Source organism: Arthrobacter sp. Bz4, from assembly GCF_003075455.1.
Classification (GTDB): domain Bacteria; phylum Actinomycetota; class Actinomycetes; order Actinomycetales; family Micrococcaceae; genus Arthrobacter_D.
Window position 1 is genome coordinate 1 of sequence record NZ_QDAE01000013.1, and the last position, 26,475, is coordinate 26,475.

Here is a 26,475-nt window from a genome sequence, read left to right on the forward strand (position 1 = left end):
GTGCAGGTGGCCCACGCCCCGCAGCGGGAGCAGCCCGTCCGGGCGGTCCCCGCCCAGCAGCCGGTGCAGCAGGTTCACGCCCCACACCGGGGATGATGCCGAACCGCACCGAACGCCCAGCAGCACCCGGTCGCGGTGGCGCAGCCCGTCCAGGCGGCGGACCGGGCCGTGGCGCCCCAGGTGGCGCCCCCGGTGCAGGTGGAGGTGCACCCGCAGGCGGTGGCTTCGGTAAGGGCGGTCGCGGACGCGGCGGCACTGCCGGCGCTTTCGGTAAGGGCGGTGCAGGACGCGGCAAGCAGCGCAAGTCGAAGCGCGCGAAGCGTCAGGAACTGGAGCAGATGTCAGCTCCGTCCCTGGGCGGCGTCAGCGTACCCCGCGGCGACGGCAACACCATTGTCCGGTTGCGTCGCGGCTCATCACTCTCCGAGTTCGCCGAGAAGATAGATGCGAACCCGGCGGCACTGGTCACGGTCCTGTTCCACCTCGGTGAAATGGCTACCGCTACCCAGTCCCTCGACGAAGGTACCTTCGAGGTGCTCGGCACCGAACTGGGCTACAAGATCCAGGTCGTTTCGCCGGAGGACGAGGAGCGCGAGCTCCTGGGCAACTTCGACATCGATATCGACGCCGAACTCGAAGCCGAGGGCGACACCCAGCTCGAGGCCCGTCCACCAGTGGTCACCGTCATGGGTCACGTTGACCACGGTAAGACCCGCCTGCTGGACGCGATCCGTAAGTCGAACGTCGTCGCAGGCGAACACGGCGGGATCACCCAGCACATCGGTGCCTACCAGATCGACCACGAGCATGAGGGCACCGAAAGGGCCATCACGTTCATTGACACCCCCGGTCACGAGGCGTTCACCGCTATGCGTGCCCGAGGTGCCAAGGTCACCGACATCGCGGTTCTCGTTGTCGCAGCCGACGACGGCGTCATGCCTCAGACGGTTGAGGCGCTGAACCACGCTCAGGCAGCCAATGTGCCGATCGTTGTCGCGGTGAACAAGATGGACCGCGAAGGAGCGAACCCTGACAAGGTCAAGGGCCAGCTCACCGAATACGGTCTGGTTCCCGAAGAATACGGTGGCGACACCATGTTCGTTCATGTGTCGGCGCTTCAGGGCGACGGCATCGACGAACTGCTCGAAGCGGTCCTGCTGACCGCCGATGCGGCACTGGACATGCGAGCCAATCCGAACAAGGACGCCCGCGGTATCGCTATCGAAGCGAACCTGGACAAGGGTCGCGGCGCTGTCGCAACGGTTCTGGTTCAGTCCGGAACGTTGCGTGTCGGCGACACGATCGTTGCGGGTGTGGCTCACGGACGCGTCCGTGCCATGTTCAACGAGGACGGCGACAACGTTATGGTCGCTGGCCCGTCCCGCCCCGTGCAGGTGTTGGGTCTTTCCACGGTGCCTCGTGCCGGTGACACCTTCCTGGTGACGCCTGACGAGCGGACCGGTCGCCAGATCGCTGAGAAGCGTGAAGCAGCCGACCGCAACGCAGCCCTGGCGAAGCGCCGCAAGCGCATCAGCCTCGAGGACTTCGATCAGGCCGTTGCAGACGGCAAGGTCGACACCCTCAACCTCATCCTCAAGGGCGACGTCTCGGGTGCTGTCGAAGCACTCGAAGACTCACTGCTCAAGATCGATGTGGGCGATGGAGTTGCTCTGCGGGTTATTCACCGCGGTGTCGGCGCCATCACGCAGAACGACGTCAACCTGGCGACCGTTGACTCAGCGATCATCATTGGGTTCAACGTCCGGCCAGCCGAGCGGGTGGCAGATCTTGCCGACCGCGAAGGCGTCGACCTGCGCTTCTACTCGGTCATCTACGCAGCAATCGATGACATCGAAGCAGCGCTCAAGGGCATGCTCAAGCCAGAGTACGAAGAAGCACAGCTCGGAACCGCAGAGATCCGGGAAGTCTTCAGGTCATCGAAGTTCGGCAACATCGCCGGGTCGATCGTCCGCTCGGGCGTCATCCGCAGGAACTCCAAGGCACGCCTGGTCCGCGACGGGACGGTTGTCGGCGACAACCTCACCATCGAGTCCCTGCGTCGCTTCAAGGACGACGCCACCGAGGTCCGCACGGACTTCGAATGTGGTATCGGCCTCGGGTCCTTCAACGACGTCAAGGCAGGCGACATCGTTGAAACCTACGAGATGCGCGAGAAGCCGCGCGTCTAGGTTGTGAGCTTGGGCGCCCCGGAATCCGGGGCGCCTTTGCCCACTTCGCGCCCGCACGCGGACTTCGTCCGGAGCGTTCGCTCAGACGCCCACCAACCATAGGCGCCCCGGAATCCGGGGCGTCCGAGTGGGGCGGTCAGGCCTTCTCGGCTTGGCGGCGTGTGTTCGGGGGCTTGCGACGACGACAGTCCTCGCCGGCGTCCTTGAAGTTCCCGATTTATAGGTAAGTATTTTAGGCAAGAGGAGTTAGTTATGGCAGATCCGGCCCGGGCCTCACGGCTTGCACAACGGATTAAGGTAATTGTTGCTGAGGCGTTGCGCCGCCGGGTCAAAGATCCACGGCTTGAGGCCGTCACCATCACCGATGCGCGCGTGACCAACGACCTCCAGCACGCGACCCTGTACTACACGGTGTTCGGCGACGCGGACGAACAGGCTGCTACCCGCACCGCCCTCGAGTCGGCGCGAGGAGTGCTGCGGTCAGAGGTGGGCAAGAACATTACCGCACGGTTGACTCCGACGCTGGAATTCGTCCCCGACGAGATTCCGGTCAACGCAAGCCATCTCGAAGAGCTGCTGCGCACTGCGCGGGAACGCGATGCAGAGGTGGCGGCCATTGCCCAGGGTGCGAAGTTCGCTGGCGACGCTGATCCGTATCGCAAACCGGACGAGGACGAGGACGACGACGCCGACGAGGTTTCGTCGAAGTAACGGTTAATAGCCAGACACCATGACAGCAGGGTGGGACCGCACACGCGGTCCCACCCTGCTGTCCTTAAGTTCGCCGGGAACTCTAGTCCTGGTTGAGGTCAGCGTCATCGCCGCGAGGCCGTGCCGGAAGGCGGGAGAGACCGTCGATGAGTTCGGCTGAGTCGCCGCAGAGCGAAATGCGGATCCACCCTTCGCCAATCGAACCAAACGCGGTCCCGGGCGCCACCGCCACGCCCCGTTCGCGAAGCAGCACGTGCACCCACTTCCGGACGTCGCCGTCCGTGGCGTGCGACAAGTCAGCCCACAGGTAAAAGGCGCCCTCGGCGTCCAGGAAGTCGATGCCCAGCGATTGCAGCACAGCCGAAGCCGCGTCCCTGTTGCTCCGGTAGTGGCTCAGCGCCGTCGCCACATAATCCTGCGGGCCGGTCAGCGCTGCCAACGCCGAATACTGCGACGACGCCGCTACGCAGGACACGATCGATTCCATCACGTTGTCGAGCTGTTGCTGCATGCCCGGGGGCGTAATGAGCGCTCCGACCCGAATCCCGGTGAGCCCATAGGTCTTGGACAGGGTGATGGAGGTAAAAACCCTGTCTGCTCCCGGCCTATCGAAACGGGCGGGGCTGACATGCGGGACGTCATAGGTGAACGATTCGTAGCACTCATCGGAGATAACCCAGAGGTCGTGGACCCGGGCGAATTCCATCAGCTCACGGGTCAGGCCTTCGCTGAAGACAGCACCGAGCGGGTTCGACGGGGAGTTCAGGACGATGACCCGGGTGCGGGAGCTCAGGAGTTCCTCGAGGTCCTTCACCCGGGGCTGGAACCCGTGCTCGGCGTGCAGCGGGTACTCCACGGGTACGGCGTGCAGCAGACCGGCAGTCATGCCAAACGTGGGATAACCGGGATTGGGGATCAGCACCTCGTCGCCGACGTCGAGCAGCAGGCTCATGGCCAGGTGCAGTCCCTGCTGGGCCCCCGCTGTCACGTAGACCCGACCCGGGTCCACGTCGACCGCATTCTGTGCGCTGAACCGGGCGGCGAAGGCTTCCCTCAGGGGGGCGATGCCAGCATTGGGTGTGTAGTTGGTCTCGTCCCGGTCCAACGCCGCCATCCCGGCTTCCAGAACATGGCGAGCCACCGGAAACCCCGGTTCGCCGATGCTCAGCACAATTGCACCGGGCGTCGCCCAGGAAGCTTGAGTGATTTCACGGATCTGGTTGGCTGGGAGCGAATCGGCGTGGGACGAGATCTTCGGCATTGGGCAAGCGTATCCCCGCGTCGCCCTATACTGAGAGGCGTGAATTCCGGGCAAGTCCACTCAGGACTAATAATCGTGGACAAGCCTCAGGGCTGGACCAGTCATGACGTCGTCAGCAAAATGCGCGGTATCGCCGGGACCCGTAAGGTGGGCCACGCTGGCACCCTCGATCCGATGGCAACAGGCGTGCTGGTGGTCGGCATCAACCGGGCCACCCGGCTGCTCACCTATGTGGTCGGTACGTCCAAAACCTATACGGCCACCATTCGGCTGGGGCAGTCGACGGTGACCGACGACGCCGAGGGCGACGTGGTTACAACCGCCGACGCCGCGGGCATCACCGCCGAGGCCGTCCGTGCCGGGGCGGAAGCGCTTACCGGTGAAATACAGCAGATACCCAGCAGCGTGAGCGCCATCAAAGTCAACGGGCAGCGCGCCTACACCCGGGTTCGCTCCGGGGAGGACGTGGTCCTCGCGGCACGCCCGGTCACGATCCACCGCTTTGATATCCACGACATCCGGCCCGTGACAAGCGCGGAGGGCGATGGAACGCTGCTGGACATCGATGTCACAGTCGAATGCAGTTCGGGGACCTATATTCGGGCGCTGGCCCGGGACCTGGGCGGTTCACTGGGCGTCGGCGGACATCTGACGGCACTCCGCCGGACCCAAGTGGGTCCGTACTCGCTGGAACAGTCGGCAACCCTGGAGGAACTGGCCACCGATCTCCGACTGTTGCCCATCAACGATGCGGCGCGGGTGCTCTTCACCCCCCGCGAACTTTCCGCAGCCGAAGCACTCGATCTATCGCACGGGCGTTTCATCCCGGCCGGGCCCGACGACGGTCCGGTGGCCGCGTTCGCCCCCGACGGCACCCTGATCGCCCTCCTCAAGAACTCGTCAGACCGGGCCCGCCCCCTGCTGGTTTTCGCTCCCGGGAACGGCTCTGCCCAGTGATCGTTGACGGGTTCTTTATCGCCGGCGTCATCGTGTGCCTGGCGTCGGCCGTGATCTGCTTCGGTGCTGCGGTGATCCGGCAGCCACCGAATGACATCACCATCCTCTCTGTCGCAGCTGTTGAGTTGTTTCTCCTGGTTTATGGGGTGGCAGCCATCATCAGGCAGGCCGGTGGTGAGGCAATCGCGGGGGAGGCCTGGGAGTTCTGGGGCTACCTGTTGACCGCGCTGTGCATCCCCGTGGCCGGGTTCTGGTGGGCCATCCTGGAGCGCAGCAGATGGAGCAACCTGGTGCTGGGCGCCGTCGGAATCACGGTCTTCGTTATGCTGTTTCGGATGGAACAAATCTGGGATCGGGTGCCCCTGTGACCGACAACAGCCCCGACAACAGCGCTGCTGTCTCCCGGCACCGCAACAGCGGGCCGGGACGCCTGCTGATTGCCGTGTATGGGGTCTTCGCCCTCGCGGCAACCGCACGCGCAGCCTTCCAGATCGGCACCAAATTCGGTGAGGCGCCACTCGCCTACCTCCTGACCGCGCTTGCCGCGGTCGTCTACGTCCTGGCGACCGTGGCCCTGGCGATGCCGGGGAAACGCTGGTACTGGATTTCAGTCGGTGCGGTGGGTCTGGAACTCGTAGGTGTCCTCACGGTCGGGCTGTTCAGCCTCCTCGACCCGGAGGCATTTCCCAGTGACACGGTGTGGTCCCTGTTCGGCAGGGGATACGGCTTCGTGCCGCTGGTTCTGCCGATCCTTGGCCTCTGGTGGCTTTTTCTGAATCGGCCGGGAACACCAACGGTGCAGACCACCGAGCGGATCAGCCCCGCTGCGTGAGAGTATGACTGCAGGAGTACCAATTAATGCTGGAGCCAGTTAAAGGGAGCATCATGTCCAATTCAGAGAACCACCCCACCGGCAATCCGCAGGACAGCACCCGCCCGGCCTCGGGCAACGCGCCGGGAAGCCCCTCCGCCGGGCAGCCACGGCCAACGGGCGCTCAGGCTCCGGGCCATGCCGCCGGGCGGACCGCCGGCCAGCCCGCCAGCCCGGCCGGAGCGCAGGCGAAGGCAGGGACGCCGTCGTCGGCACCCAAAACCGCAGCGAAGAGCGGAAAGAAGACCGCCAAGCCCAAGTCGCCCAAGGGGGAGTGGGGCGTCTTCAGGACTGTCGTCGTCCTGGTGGGTCTGATCCTCGCCGGTTTCGGCGCCTTCTACCTGATCACGGGAACCTCGGGCGTGCCTGACACCGATATTGGGAACCCCAGCCCCACGCTCGAAAGCCAGTTCCGCTTTTTCTCGGCGATGATGGTCGGTGTGGGAGCCGCGTTTATCACCATTGGCGTGAAGTTTGAGTGGGCCAACATGCTCTGGATGGTCTGCCTGATGGTCTTCATCGGCGGTATCGGCCGGGTCCTGTCCTGGGCGTTCTCCGGAACCCCCCACTACATGATGATCATCCTGATGGTCATTGAACTCGCCTTCCCGGCAGCATTGCTGGTGTGGCACCGGTACATCGCCAAGACCACCGAGATCCGCAACGAGTACGCAGCACGCGGCTAAGACCGGCGGTCAGCGCTGCACCCCGGGCCCGGGGGCGGTTTACAACGAAAGAGGAGATGCGTGTACTACTGGAATGACCTGACCAGTGTTCCGAATGGTTTTGGTCCATCGGTGGTCACCATTGGTAATTTCGACGGTGTCCACCTCGGCCATCAGCGGGTGTTGCAACAGCTGGTCGCCGCGGCAAGCGACCGCGACGCCGCAGCGGTAGTCATCTCGTTTGAGCCCCACCCCGCCAAGGTGCATCGGCCGGATCAGGCGCCGGAACTCATCATGGGTCTTGAGGACCGCATCGAGACCCTCGCCACCACCGGGATCCAGGCGTTGCTGATGATGCATTACACGCTGAAACTGGCGGCAAACACGCCGGAAGAGTTCGTCCAAAAGGTCTTCGTCGACGCCCTCAACGCCCGCGCCGTGGTGATCGGTCACGATGTCCGCTTCGGTCGGGACAATAGCGGCGACCTCGGCACGATGCGCGAACTGGGACAGAAACTCGGTTTCGAGGTGATCGTCATCGACGACTTCGGCGCCAGCCCGACCGATCCCACCGAGGCCGACGGCGATCGGCGCTGTTCCTCCACCTGGGTCCGCGAGGCCCTGGAAGACGGGGACGTGGCAACTGCCGCGCGGATCCTCGGACGGCCACACCGGATGCGCGGCGAAGTGGTCCACGGCGCGGCTCGCGGCCGTGAACTGGGCTACCCGACCGCCAACCTGTCACCAGCCTCCGGCGGCTATATTCCCGCCGATGGGATCTACGCCGGATGGCTCGTCGACGAAGCCGGCACCCGCTGGCCCGCAGCCATTTCGGTCGGATCGAACCCCACCTTCGAAGGCGTCAGTCGCCACGTCGAAGCACACGTCATTGATCGCCCCAAGGAAGACGTTTCCGACTTCGACCTGTACGGACAGATCATCATCGTGGAGTTCACCCGTCGGTTGAGGGGAATGGTGGCCTACACCGGGCCCGACACGCTGATCGCCCAGATGCGGCTCGACGTCGAAGAGACCCGCGAGGTCCTTTCGACAGAACAACGCCTCAGCAGGTAAACTGGACCGTGGATCCGGCTGCAGTCCGTGGTGGCTGGATCTTTCTGTGTCTTTGGTTCGGCAGGCGACTGTCGGCAAGACCAGGGAACTTGTTCACGGTACAACTCTAGGAGTTATTGTGGCCCTTGACGCCGCTATCAAGCAGGAAATCATTAAGGAATATGCAACCGGGGAAGCCGACACCGGCTCACCTGAGGTGCAGATTGCGATGCTGTCCCGCCGTATTCTCGACCTCACCGAACACCTCAAGATGCACAAGCACGACCACCACACGCGTCGTGGCCTGCTCTTGATGGTTGGACGCCGTCGTCGTCTGCTGGACTACCTGCGTAAGACTGACATCACGCGCTACCGTACGCTCATCGAGCGTCTCGGCCTGCGCCGCTAGTAACACACGTGGGGCGGGTCCTTCCTTCAGGGAAGGAGCCGCCTTCCACATGTGGCCACCGGCCACACAAACAACTAAAAACACATGGAGCCAGGCAGGCACCGCGCATTCGCGGTCCTCGGTAGTGGTCTCCGGGAGCAGACGACCGTGCAGCGCAGAACAGTGCAGAGCACGCGTGAGTCCCCGTGGATCTCGATCGAAGACCGGGTGCGAGCATCACCGCATTGAACGGTGATCAGGTTCCGGCAGGGCACCAGCCCAAACAGAAACGGAGGTGACTCTCTATGGAGGGTCCCGAAATTCAATTCGCCGAAGCCGTTATTGACAACGGCCGGTTCGGCAAGCGCACCGTACGGTTCGAGACTGGCCGCCTTGCACAGCAGGCAGCCGGCGCCGCAATGGTTTACATCGACGAAGACACAGCGCTCCTGTCAGCAACGACCGCTGGCAAGCACCCCCGCGAAGGCTTCGACTTCTTCCCCCTGACCGTCGACGTTGAAGAGCGCATGTACGCCGCAGGGCGCATCCCAGGCTCCTTCTTCCGCCGCGAAGGCCGTCCCTCCACCGAGGCGATCCTCGCCTGCCGGCTCATGGACCGCCCGCTGCGCCCGGCCTTCGTGAAGGGCCTCCGCAACGAGGTCCAGATCGTGGTCACCGTCCTGGCGATCAACCCCGACGTGCGATACGACGTCGTTGCCATCAACGCCGCCTCGATGTCCACGCAGCTCTCCGGCCTCCCCTTCTCCGGTCCGATCGGTGGTGTCCGCGTGGCACTCGTCTCCGATGGCAGCGGCCAGGATCAGTGGATCGCCTTCCCGAAGCACTCCGAACTGGAGAACTCGGTCTTCGACATGGTCGTTGCCGGCCGTGTGGTCAGTGGACCCGAGGGTGACGACGTCGCCATCATGATGGTGGAAGCTGAAGCCACCGACAACTCGTGGAAGCTCATCAAGGAAGACGGTGCCACCGCACCGACCGAAGAGATCGTCGCCGACGGCCTGGAAGCGGCAAAGCCGTACATCCGTGCCCTCTGTGACGCCCAGGCTGACCTTGCCGGCCGCGCCGCCAAGCCAACCGTCGACTTCCCGGTCTTCCTTGACTACCAGGACGACGTCTTCGCAGCGGTCGAGTCGGCAGCAGCCGCCAAGCTGACCGAGGTCTTCCAGATCGGTGACAAGAAGGAGCGCGACACCGCCTCGGACGCCCTCAAGGACAGCGTCACCGCTGACCTCGCCGGGCAGTTCGAAGGACGCGAGAAGGAACTCTCTGCCGCCTTCCGGTCGGTCACCAAGAGCGTTGTCCGCCAGCGCATCCTCAAGGATCAGATCCGTATCGACGGCCGCGGCCTGAGCGACATCCGTCAGCTCACCGCCGAGGTCGAGGTCCTGCCTCGCGTTCACGGTTCTGCGATCTTCGAACGCGGCGAAACCCAGATCATGGGAATCACCACGCTGAACATGCTCAAGATGGAGCAGCAGATTGATTCGTTGTCGCCGGTAACGCGCAAGCGCTACATGCACAACTACAACTTCCCTCCATACTCCACCGGTGAAACCGGTCGCGTCGGTTCGCCGAAGCGCCGCGAAATCGGTCACGGTGCCCTCGCCGAGCGCGCCCTGATGCCGGTCCTGCCGACCCGTGAGGAATTCCCTTACGCGATCCGTCAGGTCTCCGAGGCGCTGAGCTCCAACGGCTCGACGTCGATGGGCTCGGTCTGTGCTTCAACCCTGTCGCTGCTCAACGCCGGTGTGCCCCTGAAGGCACCCGTCGCTGGTATCGCCATGGGCCTGGTGTCCGACGTCGTCGACGGTCAGACCCGCTACGCGGCACTGACCGACATCCTTGGCGCTGAAGATGCTTTCGGCGACATGGACTTCAAGGTTGCCGGTACCGCCGAGTTCGTCACAGCCATCCAGCTGGACACCAAGCTCGACGGAATCCCCGCCTCAGTGCTCGCCGCAGCCCTGAAGCAGGCCCGTGAAGCCCGCCTGCACATCCTGGGTGTCCTTGAGGCAGCCATCGACGTGCCGGACGAGCTTTCCGAGTTCGCGCCACGCATCATCTCGGTGAAGATCCCGGTTGACAAGATCGGCGAGGTCATTGGCCCCAAGGGCAAGATGATCAACCAGATCCAGGAAGACACCGGCGCTGACATCTCCATCGAAGATGACGGCACGGTTCTGATCGGCGCCACCAACGGTGGTGCGGCCGAGGCTGCACGCGCCGCAGTGAACGCCATCGCCAACCCTCAGGTTCCTGAGATTGGCGAGCGGTACCTGGGTACGGTCGTCAAGACCACCACCTTCGGTGCCTTCGTGTCGCTGACCCCGGGCAAGGATGGGCTGCTGCACATCTCCGAGCTGCGCAAGCTGGCCAACGGCAAGCGCGTCGACAACGTCGACGACATTGTTTCGGTGGGCCAGAAGGTTCAGGTCGAAATCACCAAGATCGATGACCGCGGAAAGCTTTCGCTCTCCCCAGTGGTTGCCGACGACGCTGCGGCTGAGAACGCTTCGGCGGACTCAGCAGAGGGTGACGACAACTAGCGAATGGTTGTATCAGCTAACAACGCCTCCGGTCCTGTTCCCGACACCACGTCGGGAGCAGGGCCGTTGGCCGTTTCACACGAGAACCGCACTGGGCCGACGTCGATCGTCCTGCCGCTGCTGCCCACCCCTGCGCCTTCCGCGGACAGTGCGGGTGCCGGCCACGATCCCACGCTCGTCGCGGGGACGCTGGGCGGCGCCGTGGTGCGCCGGTCAGTACTTCCCGGCGGGGTGCGTGTCCTGACCGAGGCAATGCCCGGCCAGCGGTCCGCGACCATCGGTTTCTGGGTGGGGGTCGGATCCCGGGATGAGGCCGAAGGCCAGCACGGGTCCACTCACTTCCTTGAACACCTGCTCTTCAAGGGCACCACGCGGCGCACTGCGCTCGAGATTGCCGAAGCGTTTGACGAGGTGGGCGGTGAATCCAACGCTGCCACGGCGAAGGAGCACACGTGCTATTTCGCCCGGGTGCTTGACGCTGATCTGCCCATGGCAATCGACGTAATCGCCGACATGGTGACCAGCGCCGTGATTGACGCCGACGAACTTGAGCAGGAACGCGACGTCATCCTCGAGGAAATCGCGATGGACAGCGATGACCCCGCCGACGTCGCCCACGAAGAATTCGTCGAAGCGGTGCTCGGGTCCCACCCACTGGGTCGCCCCATCGGCGGCACCCCCGACGCCATCAAGGCAGTGCCCCGCGACTCGGTCCTGGCTCACTACCGCCAGTATTACCGACCATCGGAACTGGTCGTCACCGCGGCCGGGGGACTGGACCACGAAGTGGTCTGCGGGCTCGTCCTCGACGCGCTGCGGACCGCCGGCTGGACGCTGGAGGCCGATGCGCTGCCCGTGGCCCGTCGTTCCGATACGCCGGTACCGATTGAAAGCACCGGAGGAATCCGGGTCATTCGGCGTGCGGTGGAGCAGGCAAACATTCTGGTCGGCTGCCCGTCAATCACCGCCACCGACGACCGGCGGTTCGTGATGAGCGTGCTGAACGCCGTCCTGGGCGGCGGGATGTCATCACGGCTTTTCCAGGAAGTCCGCGAGAAGCGCGGGCTCGTCTATTCGACCTACTCCTTCTCCGCCTCCTACGCCGACGCCGGCTACTTCGCCATGTACGCGGGGTGCTCACCGGCGAAGACCGGTCAGGTCATTGAGCTGCTCGGTGCCGAGCTGGACCGGCTCGCCGCAGACGGGATTTCCGCCGATGAGCTGCGTCGAGCCGTCGGGCAACTCTCCGGCGGTATGGTGCTGGCACTGGAGGACAGCGGGTCTCGGATGTCACGCCTCGGCCGGGCAGAACTGGTGTCGGGGGAGTTCCTCGGCCTCGATGAGGTGCTGGCACGGGTCAACGCCGTCACCGAGGCGCAGGTCCGGGAACTGGCCGCCGAACTGGCTGCCGCCCCGCGCACGATTACCGTTGTCGGCCCGTTCGACACCCCAGCGGATTTCGGCCACTAGCGGTCCTGCACAGAATCTTCGAACGCGCCGCTGCTCAGCAGGGGCGCGTTTTAGGATCATGACTTAACGGACTAGCAGGGTGCGAGCGGAGTGCCTCTAGCTGCCCTCGGTGTACTCGTACCAGCCCTTCCCAGTCTTTCGCCCGTAGTGCCCGGCTTCGTAGAGCTCGGCAAGGGCCGGATGTGGCAGGTCGGCGGGATCCCCGGTCTCCTGATGATGGGCGTGCCTGATCAGGTAGGCGACATCGAGGCCCACCAGGTCCATCAATTCGAAGGGGCCCATGGGGTGACCCAACGCAGTCTTGGCCGCCGTGTCGATGTCTTCAAAACTCGCTATGCCGCCGTCGTACAGTTTCAGCGCCTCGGTGCGCAAAGCGCCCAGCAGGCGGTTTGCGACGAACCCGGGGATCTCGCGATTGATCAGGATTGGCGCTTTGCCCAGCCGCGTGGCGAGACCCATTGTGGTGTCCACTGTTTGCTGGGAGGTGCTCTCGTGGCGCACCACCTCGACGCATTTCATGACCAGGGCTGGGTTGAAGAAGTGCATGTTGCAGACCCTGTCCGGACGCCCGGTGGCATCCGCCACTTTCGATGAGCCCAGCGTGGAGGAATTGGTGGCCAACACTGCATGGGCTGGTGCGTACTCATCGAGTTCCCGGAAGATCTCCCGCTTGATATCCAGTTTTTCCACTGCGGCCTCGATGACGAAGTCAGCAGTCGATGCGGCATCCCTGAGGCTGGTGGTGAAGCTCATCCGGTTCAATGCAGCGTCCGCTGCCCCGCGTTCGAGGCGGCCTTTAGCAACACTGCGGTCGAGCCGCAGTGAGAGCTCTTCACTCGCCGGCGCCAGCATCCTCTCCGAGATGTCCTGGACGGTGACCTGATACCCGGCCAGCGCGCCGACCAATCCGATTTGGGAGCCCATGGCGCCCGCACCTACGACGAGAATGCGGCGAATTTTCTGAAGATCAGGTTTAGTTTCCATTGCTACTTTCCTACGTATCTGGCTGAGCGTTTTTCGAGGAATGCTGCGGTGCCTTCGGCTTTGTCCTGGGTGGTGTACAGGAGCGATTGAGCAAGCCGCTCCAGGAGAAGTCCGGTCTGCTGATCGGTGTCAAAGCCATGCTTCACCACCATTTTGGCCAGGCGGACTGCTAGCGGGCCCTTCGCCATGATGGTGTCGGCGGTTTTCCTCACCGTATCCATCAGGTCCGACGACGGGACGACGTCGGACACCAGCCCCATGCCCAGAGCCTCGGGTGCGTCGACCAGCCGTCCGGTCAGGATGAGTTCCACGGCGCGCCCCCGGCCCACCAGCCTCGACAACCGCTGAGTTCCGCCCGCGCCGGGAATGATGCCGAGATTGGTTTCCGGCAGGGAAAACCGGCTACCTTCTGCCGCTACACGGATGTCACACGCCATCGCAAGTTCGAGCCCCCCACCGAGCGCATACCCGTTGATGGCGGCGATGGTCGGCAGCTCGTAACCCTCGATGGTGTCGTAGAGCCGTTGCATCCTGCCGGAGAGGCCATCAACCAGGCTGTAGTTGGCTAACTGGTTGATGTCGGCGCCAGCAATAAACGCCTTCCCCCCGGCGCCGGTAAAGATCACCGCGCCCACACCTTCGTCGTCAAGAAAGAGGTCCAGGGCGTTGGCGATCTCGTCCAGTACAACCCGGTTGAGGGCATTGCGGCTCTCAGGGCGGTTGATGGTGATGATGCCCAGCCCGTTGGTGGACTCGGCGTTGATCAGGGTGAATTCCATGAAAGCGCCCCTACCTGAACGCCGGGATGCCGGTGAGGTGACTGCCCAGAATCAGGGTGTGTACCTCATCAGTACCCTCATAAGTGCGCACACTCTCCAAGTTGTTGGCATGGCGCAGTGGCGAATAGTCGAGGGTCACGCCGTTGCCGCCCAGGACGGTCCGAGCCTCGCGTGCGATGGCGATGGCCTCCCGCACATTGTTCAGCTTGCCCACCGAGATTTGCTCCGGCTGCAGCGTGCCTGCGTCCTTCAGCCGGCCGATATGTATAGCCAACAGTGTGCCCTTCTGGATTTCGAGCATCATGTTGACCAGCTTCTCCTGGGTGAGTTGATAGGAGGCAAGTGGCTTGTCGAACTGCAGACGTCCCTGTGAGTAGTCCAGTGCGGCCTGGTAGCTGTCACGGGCCGCACCCATGGCACCCCAGATAATTCCGTACCGCGCCTCGTTCAGGCAGGAGAACGGGCCGCGCAAGCCTTTTGCCCCGGGGAGGAGTGCGGTGTCGGGGAGCCGGATATCCGTCATGATGATGTCGCACTGAACCGAGGCGCGCATGGAGAGCTTGGAGGTGATCGGCGTTGCTACGAAGCCGGGGGAGTCAGTGGGCACCAGGAACCCGCGAACACCGTCGTCCGTCATCGCCCAGATCACCGCCACCTGGGCAATAGACGCCAGACCAATCCAGCGCTTCTCGCCAGTGAGAATCCAGGACGCTCCATCCTTGCGGGCGAACGTCTTCATGGCGGATGGGTCGCTGCCTGCGGTTGGCTCCGTGAGACCGAAGCAACCGATAGCGCGGCCGGTAGCCATAGACGGCAGCCAATGATTCTTCTGCTCTTCGGAGCCCCACTTGTGGATGGCGCTCATCGCCAGTGAGCCCTGCACGCTGACGAGCGTCCGGATACCTGAATCACCGGCTTCCAGTTCCATGGCGGCCACGCCGTATTCGACAGCGGTGCGCCCGGGGCAGCCGTACCCGTGAAGGTGCATGCCCAGCACGCCCAGATCACCGAGCTCGTGCATTATTTCAGTGGGGAAGGAAGCGCTCTCGTACCACTGGGCGATGTTGGGCTTGATCCTGGTGTCCACAAATGCCCTGACCGACGTCTGAACGGCTAGCTCCTGGCTACTGAGTAGTCCGTTGAGCTGCAGGACGTCGGAGGTGTCAGGGACGTTTGCGACATCCGGTAGTGCCGAAGCGACAGGGGATTCGTTGAGTGCTGCCGTCATGGGGTCTCCTTCAAAAATGTAGTGACTGCCCTCACTCTCTCAGGAGTATTACAGCTAATCCAATACCAAAGCCGAGCATGATTGATACCTGATAGAAAACAATCTCTTCGAGAGAACGTCCTGTCTATCGATTCATTCAAGGTATGAATCTTCGGCGAATTAGGTATTGGAAGTATGGGTAACCTTTCTGGGAGAGTGACGTAGATAACACTTTCAGGCAACTGATCCATGGCATCAAGGCATATCGCCGGCCGCCGGATCTCATAGGGGCTTTCAATGAAGAAAATCTTGACCTGTACCGTGCTGGCCGGAGTCCTCATCACTGGCATCGTTACCAGCAGTTCGCCCGACAGCCGCGCTGACCCCAATTCCCAGCTGGTGATGACTACCTACGGTGTGGGAACCGGAACCTACAACGACCTTGCCGCTGTATCGGACAGTCTCACCCGTGTGCAGGGCACCCAGGTTCGTATCCTCACCTCCGACACATCGATTGGGCGGGTTGCTCCACTGAAGGCTGGCAGCGCCCAGTTCAGCCGGATGGGAGACGAATACTACTTCGGATTCGAGGGCATCCAGGACTTCTCCAGCGAGAACTGGGGCCCCCAGGATCTCCGTGTGGTGTGGGCGCCCATGGGAAATTATGGGCTGATGACCCGCACCGACGCTGGCATCGAAACTTTCGAGGACCTCAAAGGAAAAAAATTCCCTCGTGTCACAGCCAACACCTCAATTAACCTCAAGCTGGAGGCCTACCTTGCCTACGGTGGCCTGACCTGGGATGACGTCGAACCCGTCGACGTAAGTTATAGCGACCAAACCGAAGCGCTGAAGACCGGTCGGCTGGATGTCCTGTTCAGTAGTGCCTATGGCTCCAACCTGGAAGAGCTCGCCAGCACGGTGGACGTCGACTGGATGAGCATGAACGACGATTCCCCCGAAAAGATGGCAGCCGTCAACGCGATCGCCCCGATGGTGACCATCGGCGAGTTTTCGGGAGCCCCAGGAATGGAGGAGGGGGACTCAGCAAAAAACTTCGCCTACACGGTCCCGATCTCCACCTATGCGGACACCGATGAGCAGCAGGTCTATGACCTGGTGAAAGCCATGGATGAAAACTTTGACCGCTATGAAAACACCACACCGTCCGCTGGTGAGTTTGCCCTCGACAAGGTGCTCACCGAGCCCCTGGTGGTCCCGTTTCATCCCGGGACCGTGAGGTATCTCGAGGAACAGGGCATGTGGACCGAAGAGGCTGAACAGCGCAATGCCGAGCTTGTCGAACGGCAGGCCGCGTTGCAGGAAGGCTGGGAAACATTCATCGGACCGGCTGACAAGGAAAACCTGGCCCAGGAATGGACCGCATGGAAGGAAGAACACCTTGACGATTGAGACTGCGCCTCCCGCTGGGACGACAACCGATGCGCCACCGCGGCTGAACGGCCCCTGGCGGGCAGTGGTGGTGGTGTTCACTGTTCTCGGCATCCTGCTCTCAATGAACCAGGTGTTCTTTTGGGATCTCTTCGGTGTCACACTGCTCACGCACGCCTATCTGTACTACATGCTGACCTGCTTCCTGGCCATCGCGTTCATCATCTTCCCGGCGTCAAAGTCCGTGACGTTGCCGGCCGCTGACGATGGTGTCGGGCCTCGACCAAGGCCTGCCGCGCTGGCCTGGTACGACGTCGTTCTGTTCGCCGCGACGCTGGTGGTCACCGTCTACTTCGGCGTCAACGCTGAGACCATCCTGAATCTGGGATGGGATTACGCGGCGCCGCCGCTGGCAGCCGTCTTCAGCGTGGTGCTGTGGGGGCTGGCGATCGAGGCGTTGCGGCGCACAGCCGGGTCAGCGGTTGCGGTCATCGCGTTCCTGTTCTCTGTGTATCCGATGTTCTCTTCCCGGATGCCCTTCGGATTTCTGCAGGGCATCTCCCATGATTTCCGGACCACTGCCCAGATCCATGCGGTGGGCGTCGAAGGGATCATGGGCCTGCCGCTGCAGACCGCAGCCAGCATCCTGATCGGATTCCTGCTCTTCGGGGTGATTCTCCGGCACACCGGCGGATCCACGTTCTTCCACAATCTGGCCCAATCCCTGTTTGGTGGTGCACGCGGCGGCGCCGCCAAGGTGTCGGTGGCCAGCAGCGCTTCCATGGGAATGATGAGCGGAAGCGCCGTCTCGAATGTGCTCACCACCGGGCCCATGACCATCCCGGCCATGATCAAGGCCGGGTTTTCTCCCCGGTACGCAGGGGCGGTTGAAGCCACCGCGTCATCCGGCGGATCCATTACCCCGCCGGTCATGGGCACCGCGGCGTTCCTGATGATTTCCTTTGTGGGTGTGCCCTACAAAGAAATTCTGATCGCCGCGACTATTCCCGCAATCCTGTACTACGTGGGCATCTACCTTCAGATTGATGCCTATTCCTCCAGGAAGGGCCTGGCGGGGCTGCCGAAGTCCAAACTGCCCAGGTTTGGTCCGGTGATGGCCTCGGGCTGGCCGTACCTTGCCTCACTTGTCATGTTGACCGCGCTTCTGGTGGTCACCACCGAAACGCAGGCACCGTTCTGGGTAGCGGGTGCCCTGGTGGTCTACGGGATGGTCAAGCGGGAGGGCAGGCTCACGCCACGCCGGTTCGTCGATATGCTTTTCGACTGCGGCAGGACCATTAGTGAGATCCTGGGCATCATCGCCGGGGTGGGGCTCATTGTTGGCGGGCTCAACATGTCCGGGGTAACTCTCTCACTGGCCAGGGAACTGCTGGTCCTGGTCGGGGACAACGTGGTGCTGATGCTCATTGCCGGTGCCGTGACCTGCTTCATCCTGGGCATGGGTATGACCGTTTCCGCGGCCTACGTGTTCCTGGCAATCGTCATGGTCCCCGCCGTCGTCGAACTCGGTATCGATCCGATCGCAGCCCACCTCTTCGTCATCTATTGGGCCGCAGTCTCCTACATCACGCCGCCGGTGGCGCTCGCGTCTTTTGCCGCCGCCGGGATCGCCGGTTCCGACCCGATGAAAACCAGCGTCTCCGCAATGAAGTTGGGGGCAGTGAAGTACATCGTGCCGTTTGGGTTTGCGCTGAATCCGGCGCTGGTTGCCCAGGCCCCGTTGCCGGAGATTGTGATGGCCTTCAGTCTCAGCCTGATCGGTGTCTACGCTCTGGCCTGTGCCTTCGAAGGGTGGGTGCTTGGCATGGGCCGGCGGTTGCCGATGCTGCTGCGCGTCGTCTCCGCTGTCGCCGGTGTCAGCCTGATGATGCCCGGAGTGGCCGCCGCGGCCCTCGGTGGGGTGCTGCTGGGCGTGGTTCTCCTCCTGACCTTCATTGCCCTGCGCAAAGACGGGCAAACCCCGACGGCGGCGGCGCCCACCCACGCGGAGGGCCGGCTGCAGTCGCTCTCAGAGTAACCACTGGAGGTGCGGCCTGGGCGGGATTCAGCCCGCTTAGGCCGGGGACGGCTCCGGCGAGGGCATCAGGGCCTCAGAAAGGCGCAGGACCTCGCGCAGCGCTGGACTGCTGTCATCACTGCGCCAGATCAGACGCAGCAGGATGGGTTCGGCCGGATCCTCAAGGGGGACAAACACCACCCCCGGGTAGGACACGTTGTCCGGGACAGAGGACACAGTAAGGGCGCAGCCAATGTCTGCGGCGACCAACGAGAGCAGTGTGGACGTATCGGGTGCAGCCTGCACGATCGAGGGCACAAAGCCAGCACCGTGGGAAAGCCGATCGAGGTGTTCCCTGAGGACTGCCCCCGGGTCCGGCGGCAAGGCAACAAAATCCTCGGTGGCAAAATCTGCCATCCGGACCGACGTCCGGTGAGCCAGCCGATGGTTTGACGGCAGCGCAATCACCAGAGTCTCCCGGGCCACGGTCCGCGATTCGATCCCCGAGGGTAGGAAGCTCCACCGGCCCAGGCCGATGTCCATGGTGCCCGCAATGACCTCATTCAGGGCAGGGACGGCGTAGTAGGAGCTGTATAGCTCAATGTCGATTCCGGGGTGGGTCTGCCTGACCAGCTTTGCCAGCTTGCCCACCATGACGTGGGAGGACACACCCGCGAAAGCCACCCGGACCCTCCCAGTCTCACCTTTGCCTGCCGAAGTCACTGCCGATCGTGCCCTGCGACAGGCTGACATGATCTCCTCTGCCGGGGCCAGCAGCGCCTGGCCCGCAGTCGTGAGTTTCACGCTTCGGGTGCTGCGCTCAAAAAGGGTTGCACCCAGCTCGCGTTCAAGATTCTTGATGGTGCGGCTCAGTGGTGGCTGGGCGATGTGCAGACGTTCCGCGGCACGGCCGAAGTGCAGTTCCTGGGCGACGGCGAGGAAGGCGCGGACTTGCTGTATCTCCATAACCCTGAATTATTGTCGGGATTGTTACTAAGAGTCAATGATTGGAGCTAAGCAAGCTATCAATGAGGGACCTATCGGGGTGAAGTCTGGGAAAGAACGTCAAGAGATTATTCCTGAAATCGTAAAAATAGCCGACACAATTTGTATTGGACGCGAGCTTGGGCCTCTGCGAGGGTGGTGACACACGACACATGTGATGGAGGATCAACTATGGCGGAAGCTGCAGCGGACACGCTGAACGAAATCTTTGGACGCACCGGGAGTGGTCCGCTGAGCGGAGTGGTCGTTGCGGATTTCAGCAGGGTGCTGGCGGGACCGTACTGCACGATGCTGCTCGCCGATATGGGCGCCACAGTGATCAAGGTCGAGTCTCCGGCCGGAGACGATGCCCGGACGTGGAAGCCGCCGGTACGCGACGACGAGAGCACGTTCTTCCTCTCCGTCAACCGGAACAAACACTCGATCACCCTGGACTTCAACGAGCCCTCAGACCTTGCCCTTGCACAGCAGCTGGCCGCCCGGGCCGACATAGTCGTTGAGAACTTCAAGCCCCATGGACTGGAGCGCTACGGTCTTGACTACGCCGCGATTGCCGATCTCAATCCCACGGTCATCTACGCATCGATCACGGGCTTCGGAACCGGTGCAGGCGCCGCGCTCCCCGGCTATGACCTCTTGGTCCAGGCGGCCTCGGGGATGATGAGCCTCACCGGTGGCCAGGAGACGGAACCGTACCGTGCCGGGTTGGCAATGTTCGACGTCATCACTGGCTTGCACGCCAGCACGGGAATTCTTGGAGCACTCCATCACCGCACCACCACCGGGGAAGGGCAGCATGTGGAGCTGAATCTGCTGTCCTCAGCCCTGTCGGGGATGGTCAACCAATCCGCGGCCTATGTCACTGGCGGTGTCATTCCCACCCGGATGGGCAATGAACACCCCAGCCTCTACCCTTACGAGCCTATGCTGACCGGTGACGGCCGGCTGGTCATCGCCGCAGCCAACAACGGCCAGTTTGCGCGGCTCTGCACGGTGCTTGAGGTACCCGAACTGGCGCAGGATCAACGGTTCTCCTCCGCGGAGCAACGCAACGCGCACCGGTCGGAGCTGCGCATCCTCCTCGAAGTGCAGCTGGCAGCCCGCTCGGCCGAGGAATGGTTCCCCCTTCTTTCCGGTGCGGGGTTGCCTTGTGCGCCCATCCAGGACGTGAAGGGCGGGGTGGACCTTGCCGACAGGTTGGGCCTGGATCCAGTGGTACTCCCGGGCGAAAACGAACGACAAATTCCGACGGTTCGACACCCGGTGAGTTTCTCCCGGACACCCGCCACCTACGATTTGGCTCCGCCGATGCTGGGCTCCAGCTCGGACCTGGTGCGCGGCTGGCTTGCGCAGCAGCTCGCCGCAGCCCGCTGAACTTTCCTAGATCCGACGACGACAGATGAGGACCCCATGAGCACTACCGCCCAGAGCGCTGATCCGGTGAACGTTGACTACTACCTTCTTGATGAGCTCCTGTCCGAGGAGGAGGTGCTGATCCGGAAGAAAGTCCGCGGCTTCGTCGATACGTCGGTGCTTCCGGTGATCAACGACTACTGGGAAGCTGCGCAGTTTCCCTTTGAGCTGGTCCCCGGCATTGCCCAGCTCGGAATCGTTGGTTCTACCATCGAGGGCTACGGCTGCCCCGGGCTGAGCAGGCTGGCCGCGGGAATGGTTTCCGTTGAGATGTCGCGCGGTGACGGCAGCCTCAATACGTTCATCGGAGTGCAGTCGGGGCTGTCGATGGGCACCATCAACATGCTCGGCAACGAGGAACAGAAGCAGCGGTGGCTGCCCGGCATGGCAAGGCTGGACAAGATTGGCGCGTTTGGCCTGACTGAGCCGGACCATGGGTCGGATTCGGTGGCGCTTGAAACCACAGCCCGACGGGAAGGTGAGCATTACGTCCTGAACGGCCGCAAGCGGTGGATCGGGAACGCGAACATTGCCGACGTCGTCATCATCTGGGCGCGCGATGAAGCGGACAACAAGGTCAAGGGCTTCATTCTGGAAAAGAATGACGACGGCACCTACCCGGATGGATACACCACCGAGCTCATCACGGGGAAAATCGGCAAGCGGGCCATCTGGCAGCCCGATGTGATGATCGACAACGTCCGCATCCCGGCCGAGAACAAGCTCGCCGAGGCTCACTCCTTCAGGGACGTGACCCGGGTACTGACGGCAACCCGCAGCGGGGCATCCTGGGAAGCCGTGGGCCACGGCATTGCTGCCTACGAAGCTGCAGTTTCCTATGCCACACAGCGGGTGCAGTTCGGCAAGCCCATCGCGGGCTTCCAGTTGGTGCAGAACAAGCTCGCCAACATGCTCTCCGAGCTGACAGCGATGCAGTTGATCTGTTTCCGCCTTGCCACCCTCGCGGATCAGGGAAAAATGACCAGCCCCATGGCCTCACTCGCGAAGATGCATACCGCCCAGAAGGCTCGCTGGATCTGCCTGCAGGCGCGGGACATTCTGGGCGGGAATGGGTTGCTGCTGGAAAACCATGTGGCCCGCCACATGACCGACATGGAGGTGGTGCACACCTACGAGGGGACCGACTCCATCCAGTCGCTGCTGATCGGGCGCGACATCACCGGCATCTCCGCGTTCGCCTGACCCCGCCCATCCAGCCAACACCTCAATTAAGGAACACCCAATGAATGAAGCTTTTCTTGTCGGAGGAGTGAGAACTCCTGTCGGCCGTTATGGTGGTGCCCTGTCATCGGTGCGACCGGATGACCTTGCGGCTTTGGTGGTTCGGGAGTCCCTGCAACGTGCGGGCATGGACCCGAAGGCCGTCGACGAAGTGGTTCTGGGCTGCGTCAACCAGTCCGGCGAAGACAACCGGAACGTGGCGCGGATGGCAACGCTGCTTGCCGGGTTGCCGGACACTGTTCCCGGCCTGACCGTCAACCGGCTGTGCGCTTCAGGGCTGAGCGCCATTTTGATCGCCTCGCAGATGATCAAGGCCGGTGCCGCTGACGTGGTCATTGCAGGTGGGGTGGAGTCCATGACCCGCGCACCGTGGGTGATGGAAAAGCCAGTGAAGGCCTTCGCCCGACCCGGCGAAATTGCTGACACCTCTCTGGGGTGGCGATTCACCAACCCGCGCTTCAGCGACCAGCAAAAGCTGTCGATGCCGGAAACCGCTGAAGAAGTGGCGTCGCTGGATGGCATCACCCGGGAAGATGCTGATGCGTTCGCGGTGAAGTCCCATGGGAGTGCCCTGGCGGCTATTGCTGCGGGGCGGTTCACCAAGGAGATTCTGTCCGTTGAAACGAAGACCGGCGTTGTAGACCAGGACGAGGGTCCCCGGCCAGGTACATCGCTGGAAACTTTGGCCTCGCTTCGTTCGGTCGTGCGGCCGGGCGGGATCGTCACGGCAGGAAACGCGAGTTCACTCAACGACGGTGCGTCCGCCATCGTCGTTGCCAGCGAGAGCGCGGTGAAGCGGTTCGGTCTGGTTCCCCGGGCACGTGTCGTGGACGGCGCATCAGCGGGAGTGCCGCCGGAAATCATGGGCATCGGTCCGGTTCCCGCGACGGAGAAGGTGCTTTCCCGAGCCGGCTGGCGGCTCGACGATATCGGTGCGGTGGAGCTCAATGAGGCGTTCGCCACCCAGTCGTTGGCCTGCATCCGCAGGCTAGGTCTCGACCCGGGGATTGTGAATAGCGACGGCGGTGCCATCGCCCTCGGGCATGCGCTGGGTTCATCGGGTGCACGGATCGCCATCACCCTGCTCGGACGGATGGAACGCGAGCAGGCGGACCGGGGGCTCGCGACCATGTGCGTGGGGGTCGGCCAGGGCACGGCAATGCTATTGGAACGCGTCTAGCACCTGACCAGGGGGCGGAGGCAGGCTGGGGCTAGCCCCCGGCGAAGGGCGGCAGAATATCCAGGACGTCGTCGGCGGCCAGCACCCGGCCGCGGTCACGGGCAGCCACCTCGTTCAGCAGGAAGCTGCTCCGGGCGATGACCTCGGGCATCGCCGGCCCGCCCACCCGAACCGGCAGCGGGTACCGGGCGGTGAGGTGCGCCAGGACTGTCTCGAGCGTCACTGCGTCGAGGTCGAGGCGTTCTTCCGCCATACCGGCTGCGGCCTGCGCGGCGCCGAAATATCGAATCAGCATCTAGCCGCCGATCGCGCTCATGCTGCGGTCCGGCTGGACAAAATCGTCCGAACCCAGACCCACGTGGCCCATCCCATGCGCTTTCGGCTTGGCCCACATGGCGTCCTGCCAGCGGGCGGCGATCGCGTCGTCGTCGGCGTCCGACCGCAGCAGATCCCGTAGATCGGTCTCCTCGCGGGAAAATAGGCAGCTCATGATCTTGCCCTCGGCGGTGACGCGGGTTCGCCGGCAGTCGGCGCAGAACGGCTCAGTCACCGAGGCGATAATGCCCACGGTGCCGACGACGATGTCAGGGGCCGCGATTCGGCGTACCTCCCAGCGCTCGGCGGGGGCGCGTCCCGGTTGCGCGGATCCGGGGTCAGCACAAACTGCTGCTCCAGCAGGGTCCGCATCTCGAGGGCAGTGATCATGCCGTCGCGGGTCCAGCCGTGGTCCGCGTCGAGGGGCATCTGCTCGATAAAACGCAGCTCAAATCCCTTGGACACCGCCCATTCGAGGAGTTCGGGCGCCTCATGGTCGTTGATCCCGCGCATCAGGACGGCGTTGATCTTGACCAGGCCAAGCCCCACCTCCGCCGCAGCTTCGATACCCCGCAGCACCCGGTCGAGGAACGGCCGGCGGGTCAGTTGGGCAAACGTATCGGGGTGGAGCGAATCCATCGACACATTGATCCGGCTCAGGCCCGCGTCCTTGAGGGCTTGAGCCTTTTTGTCCAGGCCCAGGCCGTTGGTCGTCATGGAGATGGGCAGGTCCGCGTGGTTGGCGCGGATGTCGCCGATGATCTGCAGCAGGTCGGCCCGCACCAGCGGTTCGCCACCCGTCAGGCGCAATTCACGCACCCCGAGGGAATCAACGCCGATCCGCACCAGCCGGACGATCTCCTCACGGGAGAGCACGGCTGACTTTTGCAGCCAGTCAAGACCCTCGGCGGGCATGCAATAGGTGCAGCGCAGATTACATTTGTCGGTCAGCGACAGGCGCATGTCAGTGGCCTTGCGGCCGAAACTGTCAATCAGCCCCGGCCCGGCATCAGAGGGACGCTGGACCCCGATATGCGGCATACCCAGTTCAATTCCCATCCCTCGAGATTACGCCCTTTCAGCTAGGGCCACTATTCGGTGGAGGCTTATGCACGCCTGGCGAACCGATGATGGGGCGCAGACGTTGGGCTAAATGACTGACACATCACAGAAAGGGTGACCGGCGTGGGACGGACCAACGGATGGGCAGCACTTTCCGGGCTGGTTGCTGTCCTGCTCGCTGTGATCGCCGCCGAGCTGACCGCCGCGCTGGTCAGCCCCTCCCTTTCCCCGGTGACCGCCGTCGGGTCGATCGTCATTGATGTGCTGCCACCCGGCGTCAAGGACTGGGCCATTGAGACGTTCGGCACCGCCGACAAGCTGGTGTTCCTCGGCACGATGTTCCTCTTCATCGCTTCAATGGCCGCCGCCGCCGGAATCCTTGAATACAGGTGGCGTCGGGCCGGAGCCGCAGTCGTGCTGGCGTTCGGCCTGGCGGGGATCGCCGCCGTCGCCGCACGGCCGCAGTCCTCACGCCCGCCTTCGCGGCGCCGGTGGTCGCCCTGGTACTAGGCGTCATGCTGATCAGCGTCATGATCGACCGGCTGGCGGCCTGGCACCCCCGCACGGCGGCCGACGGCGGCGTTCCAGGGCCGGTGGCCCGCCGCCGGTTCCTCGTGGGGGTGGGAGTGGGTGGCGTCGTCGCGGCAGTATCGGGGGCCGCAGCGGCGGGGGTGCGCAACAGCCAATCCCTGGTGACCGTCGCCAGGGAACAGATCTCCCTGCCAAGGCCGTCGGCGAGCGCGAACCGGGCTTCAGCGGCAGCAGTGCTTCCCGCAGCGGCGGATCTCGGCGTCGACGGCGTTTCACCGCTGGTGACCCCCAACGACAACTACTACCGGATCGATACCGCCCTCGTGGTGCCGGTAGTGGATCCGGTCACCTGGCGGCTACGGGTGACCGGCATGGTGGATCGGGAGGTCGAGCTGACCTTCGACGAGCTCCTGACCAAGCCCCTGATCGAAAGCTATATCACCCTCGCCTGCGTTTCGAACGTGGTGGGCGGTGACCTGATCGGCAACGCAAAATGGCTCGGCTGGCCGGTCCGCGACCTGCTAGCCATGGCGGGCGTCCAGGACGGGGCCGATATGGTGCTGTCGCGCAGCATCGACGGATTCACCGCCAGCACCCCGCTGGAAGCCATGACCGACGATCGGGACTCGCTGATCGCCGTCGGAATGAACGGCGAAACGCTCCCTGTTGAACATGGTTTCCCCGTCCGCCTGGTGGTTCCCGGGCTGTACGGTTTCGTCTCGGCGACCAAGTGGGTGACCGAGCTGAAAGTGACACGGTACGACGACGACGTCGCCTACTGGTCTACCCGGGGCTGGTCAGAACGTGGGCCGGTCAAAACCTCCTCACGCATTGACGTCCCCCAAAACAATTCGACGGTGCCCGCCGGGACGGTCGCGATCGCCGGCTACGCCTGGGCGCAACACCGGGGGATTGAGCGGGTCGAGGTGAGGGTGGACGGGGGCAGATGGCAGAGCGCCAGGCTGGGAACCGAGATCTCCCGGGACACGTGGCGGCAGTTCTCGGCCGACATCCAGCTGGACCCGGGATCACACACGGTGCAGGTACGGGCCGTCGATGCGACGGGGGCGGTGCAGGTGGACCGGGTGGCACCGGTGACCCCCGACGGCGCTACGGGACTCCACACCGTGTCGTTCACGGTTTCCTGAGCACGGTTTCCTGAACACGGTTTCCTGAACACGGTTTCATGGGAGCCTAAGGTGGAGCATCAGAGCTA

23 protein-coding genes and 1 pseudogene are annotated in these 26,475 nt (G+C 63.4%); 17 read left to right on the forward strand and 7 right to left on the reverse strand.

Going from position 1 to position 26,475, the window contains the following annotated elements:
* Together infB and rbfA are read left to right on the forward strand one after the other, a co-directional pair.
* Positions 1-2,189, forward strand: a 2,189-nt coding sequence (gene infB / locus DDA93_RS10710) for a translation initiation factor IF-2 (protein ID WP_243400597.1), incomplete at its 5' end; no start/stop codon positions are given.
* A gap of 252 nt (positions 2,190-2,441) precedes the next feature.
* Positions 2,442-2,900 (forward strand): 30S ribosome-binding factor RbfA, encoded by a 459-nt coding sequence (gene rbfA, locus DDA93_RS10715; RefSeq protein WP_116778771.1) that lies wholly within the window; start codon positions 2,442-2,444, stop codon positions 2,898-2,900.
* An 82-nt stretch (positions 2,901-2,982) separates the two neighbouring features.
* Here rbfA and DDA93_RS10720 read toward each other — a convergent pair whose 3' ends face one another.
* Positions 2,983-4,161: an aminotransferase class I/II-fold pyridoxal phosphate-dependent enzyme gene (locus tag DDA93_RS10720; protein ID WP_116778772.1), complete on the reverse strand. Its 1,179-nt coding sequence runs from the start codon at positions 4,159-4,161 to the stop codon at positions 2,983-2,985.
* 39 nt (positions 4,162-4,200) lie between these two features.
* On the opposite strand from DDA93_RS10720, the gene truB reads away from it, so the two are divergent.
* The 8 genes from truB (at position 4,201) to DDA93_RS10760 (ending at position 12,132) form a co-directional block, all read left to right on the forward strand.
* Complete coding sequence (truB, locus tag DDA93_RS10725; RefSeq protein WP_116778773.1) at positions 4,201-5,118, forward strand: tRNA pseudouridine(55) synthase TruB; 918 nt, start codon at positions 4,201-4,203, stop codon at positions 5,116-5,118.
* A complete protein-coding gene (locus DDA93_RS10730; RefSeq protein ID WP_019483466.1) occupies positions 5,115-5,486 on the forward strand; it encodes a hypothetical protein in 372 nt (123 codons plus the stop codon). Before truB ends, DDA93_RS10730 begins: the two co-directional genes overlap by 4 nt.
* Positions 5,483-5,950, forward strand: coding sequence for a hypothetical protein (locus DDA93_RS10735; protein ID WP_019483465.1), 468 nt, complete (start codon positions 5,483-5,485; stop codon positions 5,948-5,950). Before DDA93_RS10730 ends, DDA93_RS10735 begins: the two co-directional genes overlap by 4 nt.
* A 53-nt stretch (positions 5,951-6,003) precedes the next feature.
* Positions 6,004-6,675, forward strand: coding sequence for a DUF4345 domain-containing protein (locus DDA93_RS10740; protein WP_133185494.1), 672 nt, complete (start codon positions 6,004-6,006; stop codon positions 6,673-6,675).
* A gap of 60 nt (positions 6,676-6,735) precedes the next feature.
* Positions 6,736-7,728, forward strand: a complete 993-nt coding sequence (locus DDA93_RS10745; protein ID WP_116778774.1) for a bifunctional riboflavin kinase/FAD synthetase — start codon at positions 6,736-6,738, stop codon at positions 7,726-7,728.
* A gap of 118 nt (positions 7,729-7,846) precedes the next feature.
* The gene (rpsO, locus tag DDA93_RS10750) at positions 7,847-8,116 is read left to right on the forward strand and encodes a 30S ribosomal protein S15 (RefSeq protein ID WP_019483462.1); all 270 of its coding nucleotides are present in this window, start codon (positions 7,847-7,849) and stop codon (positions 8,114-8,116) included.
* Positions 8,117-8,400: 284 nt separating this feature from the next.
* Entirely contained in the window at positions 8,401-10,662 is a 2,262-nt protein-coding gene (locus DDA93_RS10755) for a polyribonucleotide nucleotidyltransferase (RefSeq protein WP_019483461.1), read from the forward strand.
* A gap of 3 nt (positions 10,663-10,665) precedes the next feature.
* Positions 10,666-12,132, forward strand: a complete 1,467-nt coding sequence (locus tag DDA93_RS10760) for a pitrilysin family protein (RefSeq protein ID WP_116778775.1) — start codon at positions 10,666-10,668, stop codon at positions 12,130-12,132.
* A gap of 96 nt (positions 12,133-12,228) precedes the next feature.
* Here DDA93_RS10760 and DDA93_RS10765 read toward each other — a convergent pair whose 3' ends face one another.
* Genes DDA93_RS10765 through DDA93_RS10775 form a run of 3 tightly spaced genes read right to left on the reverse strand, consistent with a single transcriptional unit; the run spans position 12,229 to position 15,123 of the window.
* The gene (locus DDA93_RS10765; protein ID WP_116778776.1) at positions 12,229-13,116 is read right to left on the reverse strand and encodes a 3-hydroxyacyl-CoA dehydrogenase family protein; all 888 of its coding nucleotides are present in this window, start codon (positions 13,114-13,116) and stop codon (positions 12,229-12,231) included.
* Positions 13,117-13,118: 2 nt separating this feature from the next.
* A complete protein-coding gene (locus DDA93_RS10770) occupies positions 13,119-13,895 on the reverse strand; it encodes an enoyl-CoA hydratase-related protein (protein WP_116778777.1) in 777 nt (258 codons plus the stop codon).
* A gap of 10 nt (positions 13,896-13,905) precedes the next feature.
* On the reverse strand, positions 13,906-15,123 hold the full coding sequence (locus DDA93_RS10775; protein WP_116778778.1) for an acyl-CoA dehydrogenase family protein: 1,218 nt from the start codon (positions 15,121-15,123) through the stop codon (positions 13,906-13,908).
* 276 nt (positions 15,124-15,399) lie between these two features.
* Between DDA93_RS10775 and DDA93_RS16815 the strand changes: the two genes are divergently transcribed.
* Together DDA93_RS16815 and DDA93_RS10785 are read left to right on the forward strand one after the other, a co-directional pair.
* Positions 15,400-16,515, forward strand: coding sequence for a TAXI family TRAP transporter solute-binding subunit (locus DDA93_RS16815; RefSeq protein WP_116778779.1), 1,116 nt, complete (start codon positions 15,400-15,402; stop codon positions 16,513-16,515).
* On the forward strand, positions 16,505-18,532 hold the full coding sequence (locus DDA93_RS10785; RefSeq protein ID WP_243400598.1) for a TRAP transporter permease: 2,028 nt from the start codon (positions 16,505-16,507) through the stop codon (positions 18,530-18,532). Before DDA93_RS16815 ends, DDA93_RS10785 begins: the two co-directional genes overlap by 11 nt.
* Positions 18,533-18,568: 36 nt before the next feature.
* Here DDA93_RS10785 and DDA93_RS10790 read toward each other — a convergent pair whose 3' ends face one another.
* Positions 18,569-19,477 carry a LysR substrate-binding domain-containing protein gene (locus tag DDA93_RS10790; RefSeq protein ID WP_116778781.1) on the reverse strand — a complete coding sequence of 303 codons (909 nt, stop codon included), beginning with the start codon at positions 19,475-19,477 and terminating at the stop codon, positions 18,569-18,571.
* A gap of 210 nt (positions 19,478-19,687) precedes the next feature.
* Between DDA93_RS10790 and DDA93_RS10795 the strand changes: the two genes are divergently transcribed.
* From DDA93_RS10795 to DDA93_RS10805, 3 genes are read left to right on the forward strand one after another with little or no spacing between them, the layout of a single operon-like run.
* A complete protein-coding gene (locus tag DDA93_RS10795) occupies positions 19,688-20,890 on the forward strand; it encodes a CoA transferase (protein ID WP_116778782.1) in 1,203 nt (400 codons plus the stop codon).
* Between the two features lie 36 nt (positions 20,891-20,926).
* A complete protein-coding gene (locus DDA93_RS10800; RefSeq protein ID WP_116778783.1) occupies positions 20,927-22,132 on the forward strand; it encodes an acyl-CoA dehydrogenase family protein in 1,206 nt (401 codons plus the stop codon).
* Positions 22,133-22,172: 40 nt separating this feature from the next.
* On the forward strand, positions 22,173-23,351 hold the full coding sequence (locus DDA93_RS10805) for an acetyl-CoA C-acyltransferase (RefSeq protein ID WP_116778784.1): 1,179 nt from the start codon (positions 22,173-22,175) through the stop codon (positions 23,349-23,351).
* A 31-nt stretch (positions 23,352-23,382) separates the two neighbouring features.
* Here DDA93_RS10805 and DDA93_RS10810 read toward each other — a convergent pair whose 3' ends face one another.
* Positions 23,383-23,646 (reverse strand): MoaD/ThiS family protein, encoded by a 264-nt coding sequence (locus DDA93_RS10810; protein ID WP_116778785.1) that lies wholly within the window; start codon positions 23,644-23,646, stop codon positions 23,383-23,385.
* A pseudogene (gene moaA, locus DDA93_RS10815) lies at positions 23,647-24,725 on the reverse strand (GTP 3',8-cyclase MoaA).
* A gap of 126 nt (positions 24,726-24,851) precedes the next feature.
* Between moaA and DDA93_RS17125 the strand changes: the two are divergent.
* Positions 24,852-25,238 (forward strand): hypothetical protein, encoded by a 387-nt coding sequence (locus tag DDA93_RS17125; protein WP_347693511.1) that lies wholly within the window; start codon positions 24,852-24,854, stop codon positions 25,236-25,238.
* Positions 25,239-25,243: 5 nt separating this feature from the next.
* Positions 25,244-26,407, forward strand: a complete 1,164-nt coding sequence (locus tag DDA93_RS10820; RefSeq protein ID WP_347693513.1) for a molybdopterin-dependent oxidoreductase — start codon at positions 25,244-25,246, stop codon at positions 26,405-26,407.
* Positions 26,408-26,475 lie beyond the last annotated feature (68 nt).

Bases quoted from the DNA above. Each gene is read 5' to 3' on its own strand.
- rbfA (WP_116778771.1), top strand. From the start codon at position 2,442: ATGGCAGATCCGGCCCGGGCCTCACGGCTTGCACAACGGATTAAGGTA.
- DDA93_RS10720 (WP_116778772.1), bottom strand. From the start codon at position 4,161: ATGCCGAAGATCTCGTCCCACGCCGATTCGCTCCCAGCCAACCAGATC.
- DDA93_RS10740 (WP_133185494.1), top strand. From the start codon at position 6,004: ATGTCCAATTCAGAGAACCACCCCACCGGCAATCCGCAGGACAGCACC.
- DDA93_RS10755 (WP_019483461.1), top strand. From the start codon at position 8,401: ATGGAGGGTCCCGAAATTCAATTCGCCGAAGCCGTTATTGACAACGGC.
- DDA93_RS10760 (WP_116778775.1), top strand. From the start codon at position 10,666: ATGGTTGTATCAGCTAACAACGCCTCCGGTCCTGTTCCCGACACCACG.
- DDA93_RS10765 (WP_116778776.1), bottom strand. From the start codon at position 13,116: ATGGAAACTAAACCTGATCTTCAGAAAATTCGCCGCATTCTCGTCGTA.
- DDA93_RS10770 (WP_116778777.1), bottom strand. From the start codon at position 13,895: ATGGAATTCACCCTGATCAACGCCGAGTCCACCAACGGGCTGGGCATC.
- DDA93_RS10775 (WP_116778778.1), bottom strand. From the start codon at position 15,123: ATGACGGCAGCACTCAACGAATCCCCTGTCGCTTCGGCACTACCGGAT.
- DDA93_RS16815 (WP_116778779.1), top strand. From the start codon at position 15,400: ATGAAGAAAATCTTGACCTGTACCGTGCTGGCCGGAGTCCTCATCACT.
- DDA93_RS10790 (WP_116778781.1), bottom strand. From the start codon at position 19,477: ATGGAGATACAGCAAGTCCGCGCCTTCCTCGCCGTCGCCCAGGAACTG.
- DDA93_RS10795 (WP_116778782.1), top strand. From the start codon at position 19,688: ATGGCGGAAGCTGCAGCGGACACGCTGAACGAAATCTTTGGACGCACC.
- DDA93_RS10800 (WP_116778783.1), top strand. From the start codon at position 20,927: ATGAGCACTACCGCCCAGAGCGCTGATCCGGTGAACGTTGACTACTAC.
- DDA93_RS10805 (WP_116778784.1), top strand. From the start codon at position 22,173: ATGAATGAAGCTTTTCTTGTCGGAGGAGTGAGAACTCCTGTCGGCCGT.
- DDA93_RS10810 (WP_116778785.1), bottom strand. From the start codon at position 23,646: ATGCTGATTCGATATTTCGGCGCCGCGCAGGCCGCAGCCGGTATGGCG.
- DDA93_RS10820 (WP_347693513.1), top strand. From the start codon at position 25,244: ATGCTGATCAGCGTCATGATCGACCGGCTGGCGGCCTGGCACCCCCGC.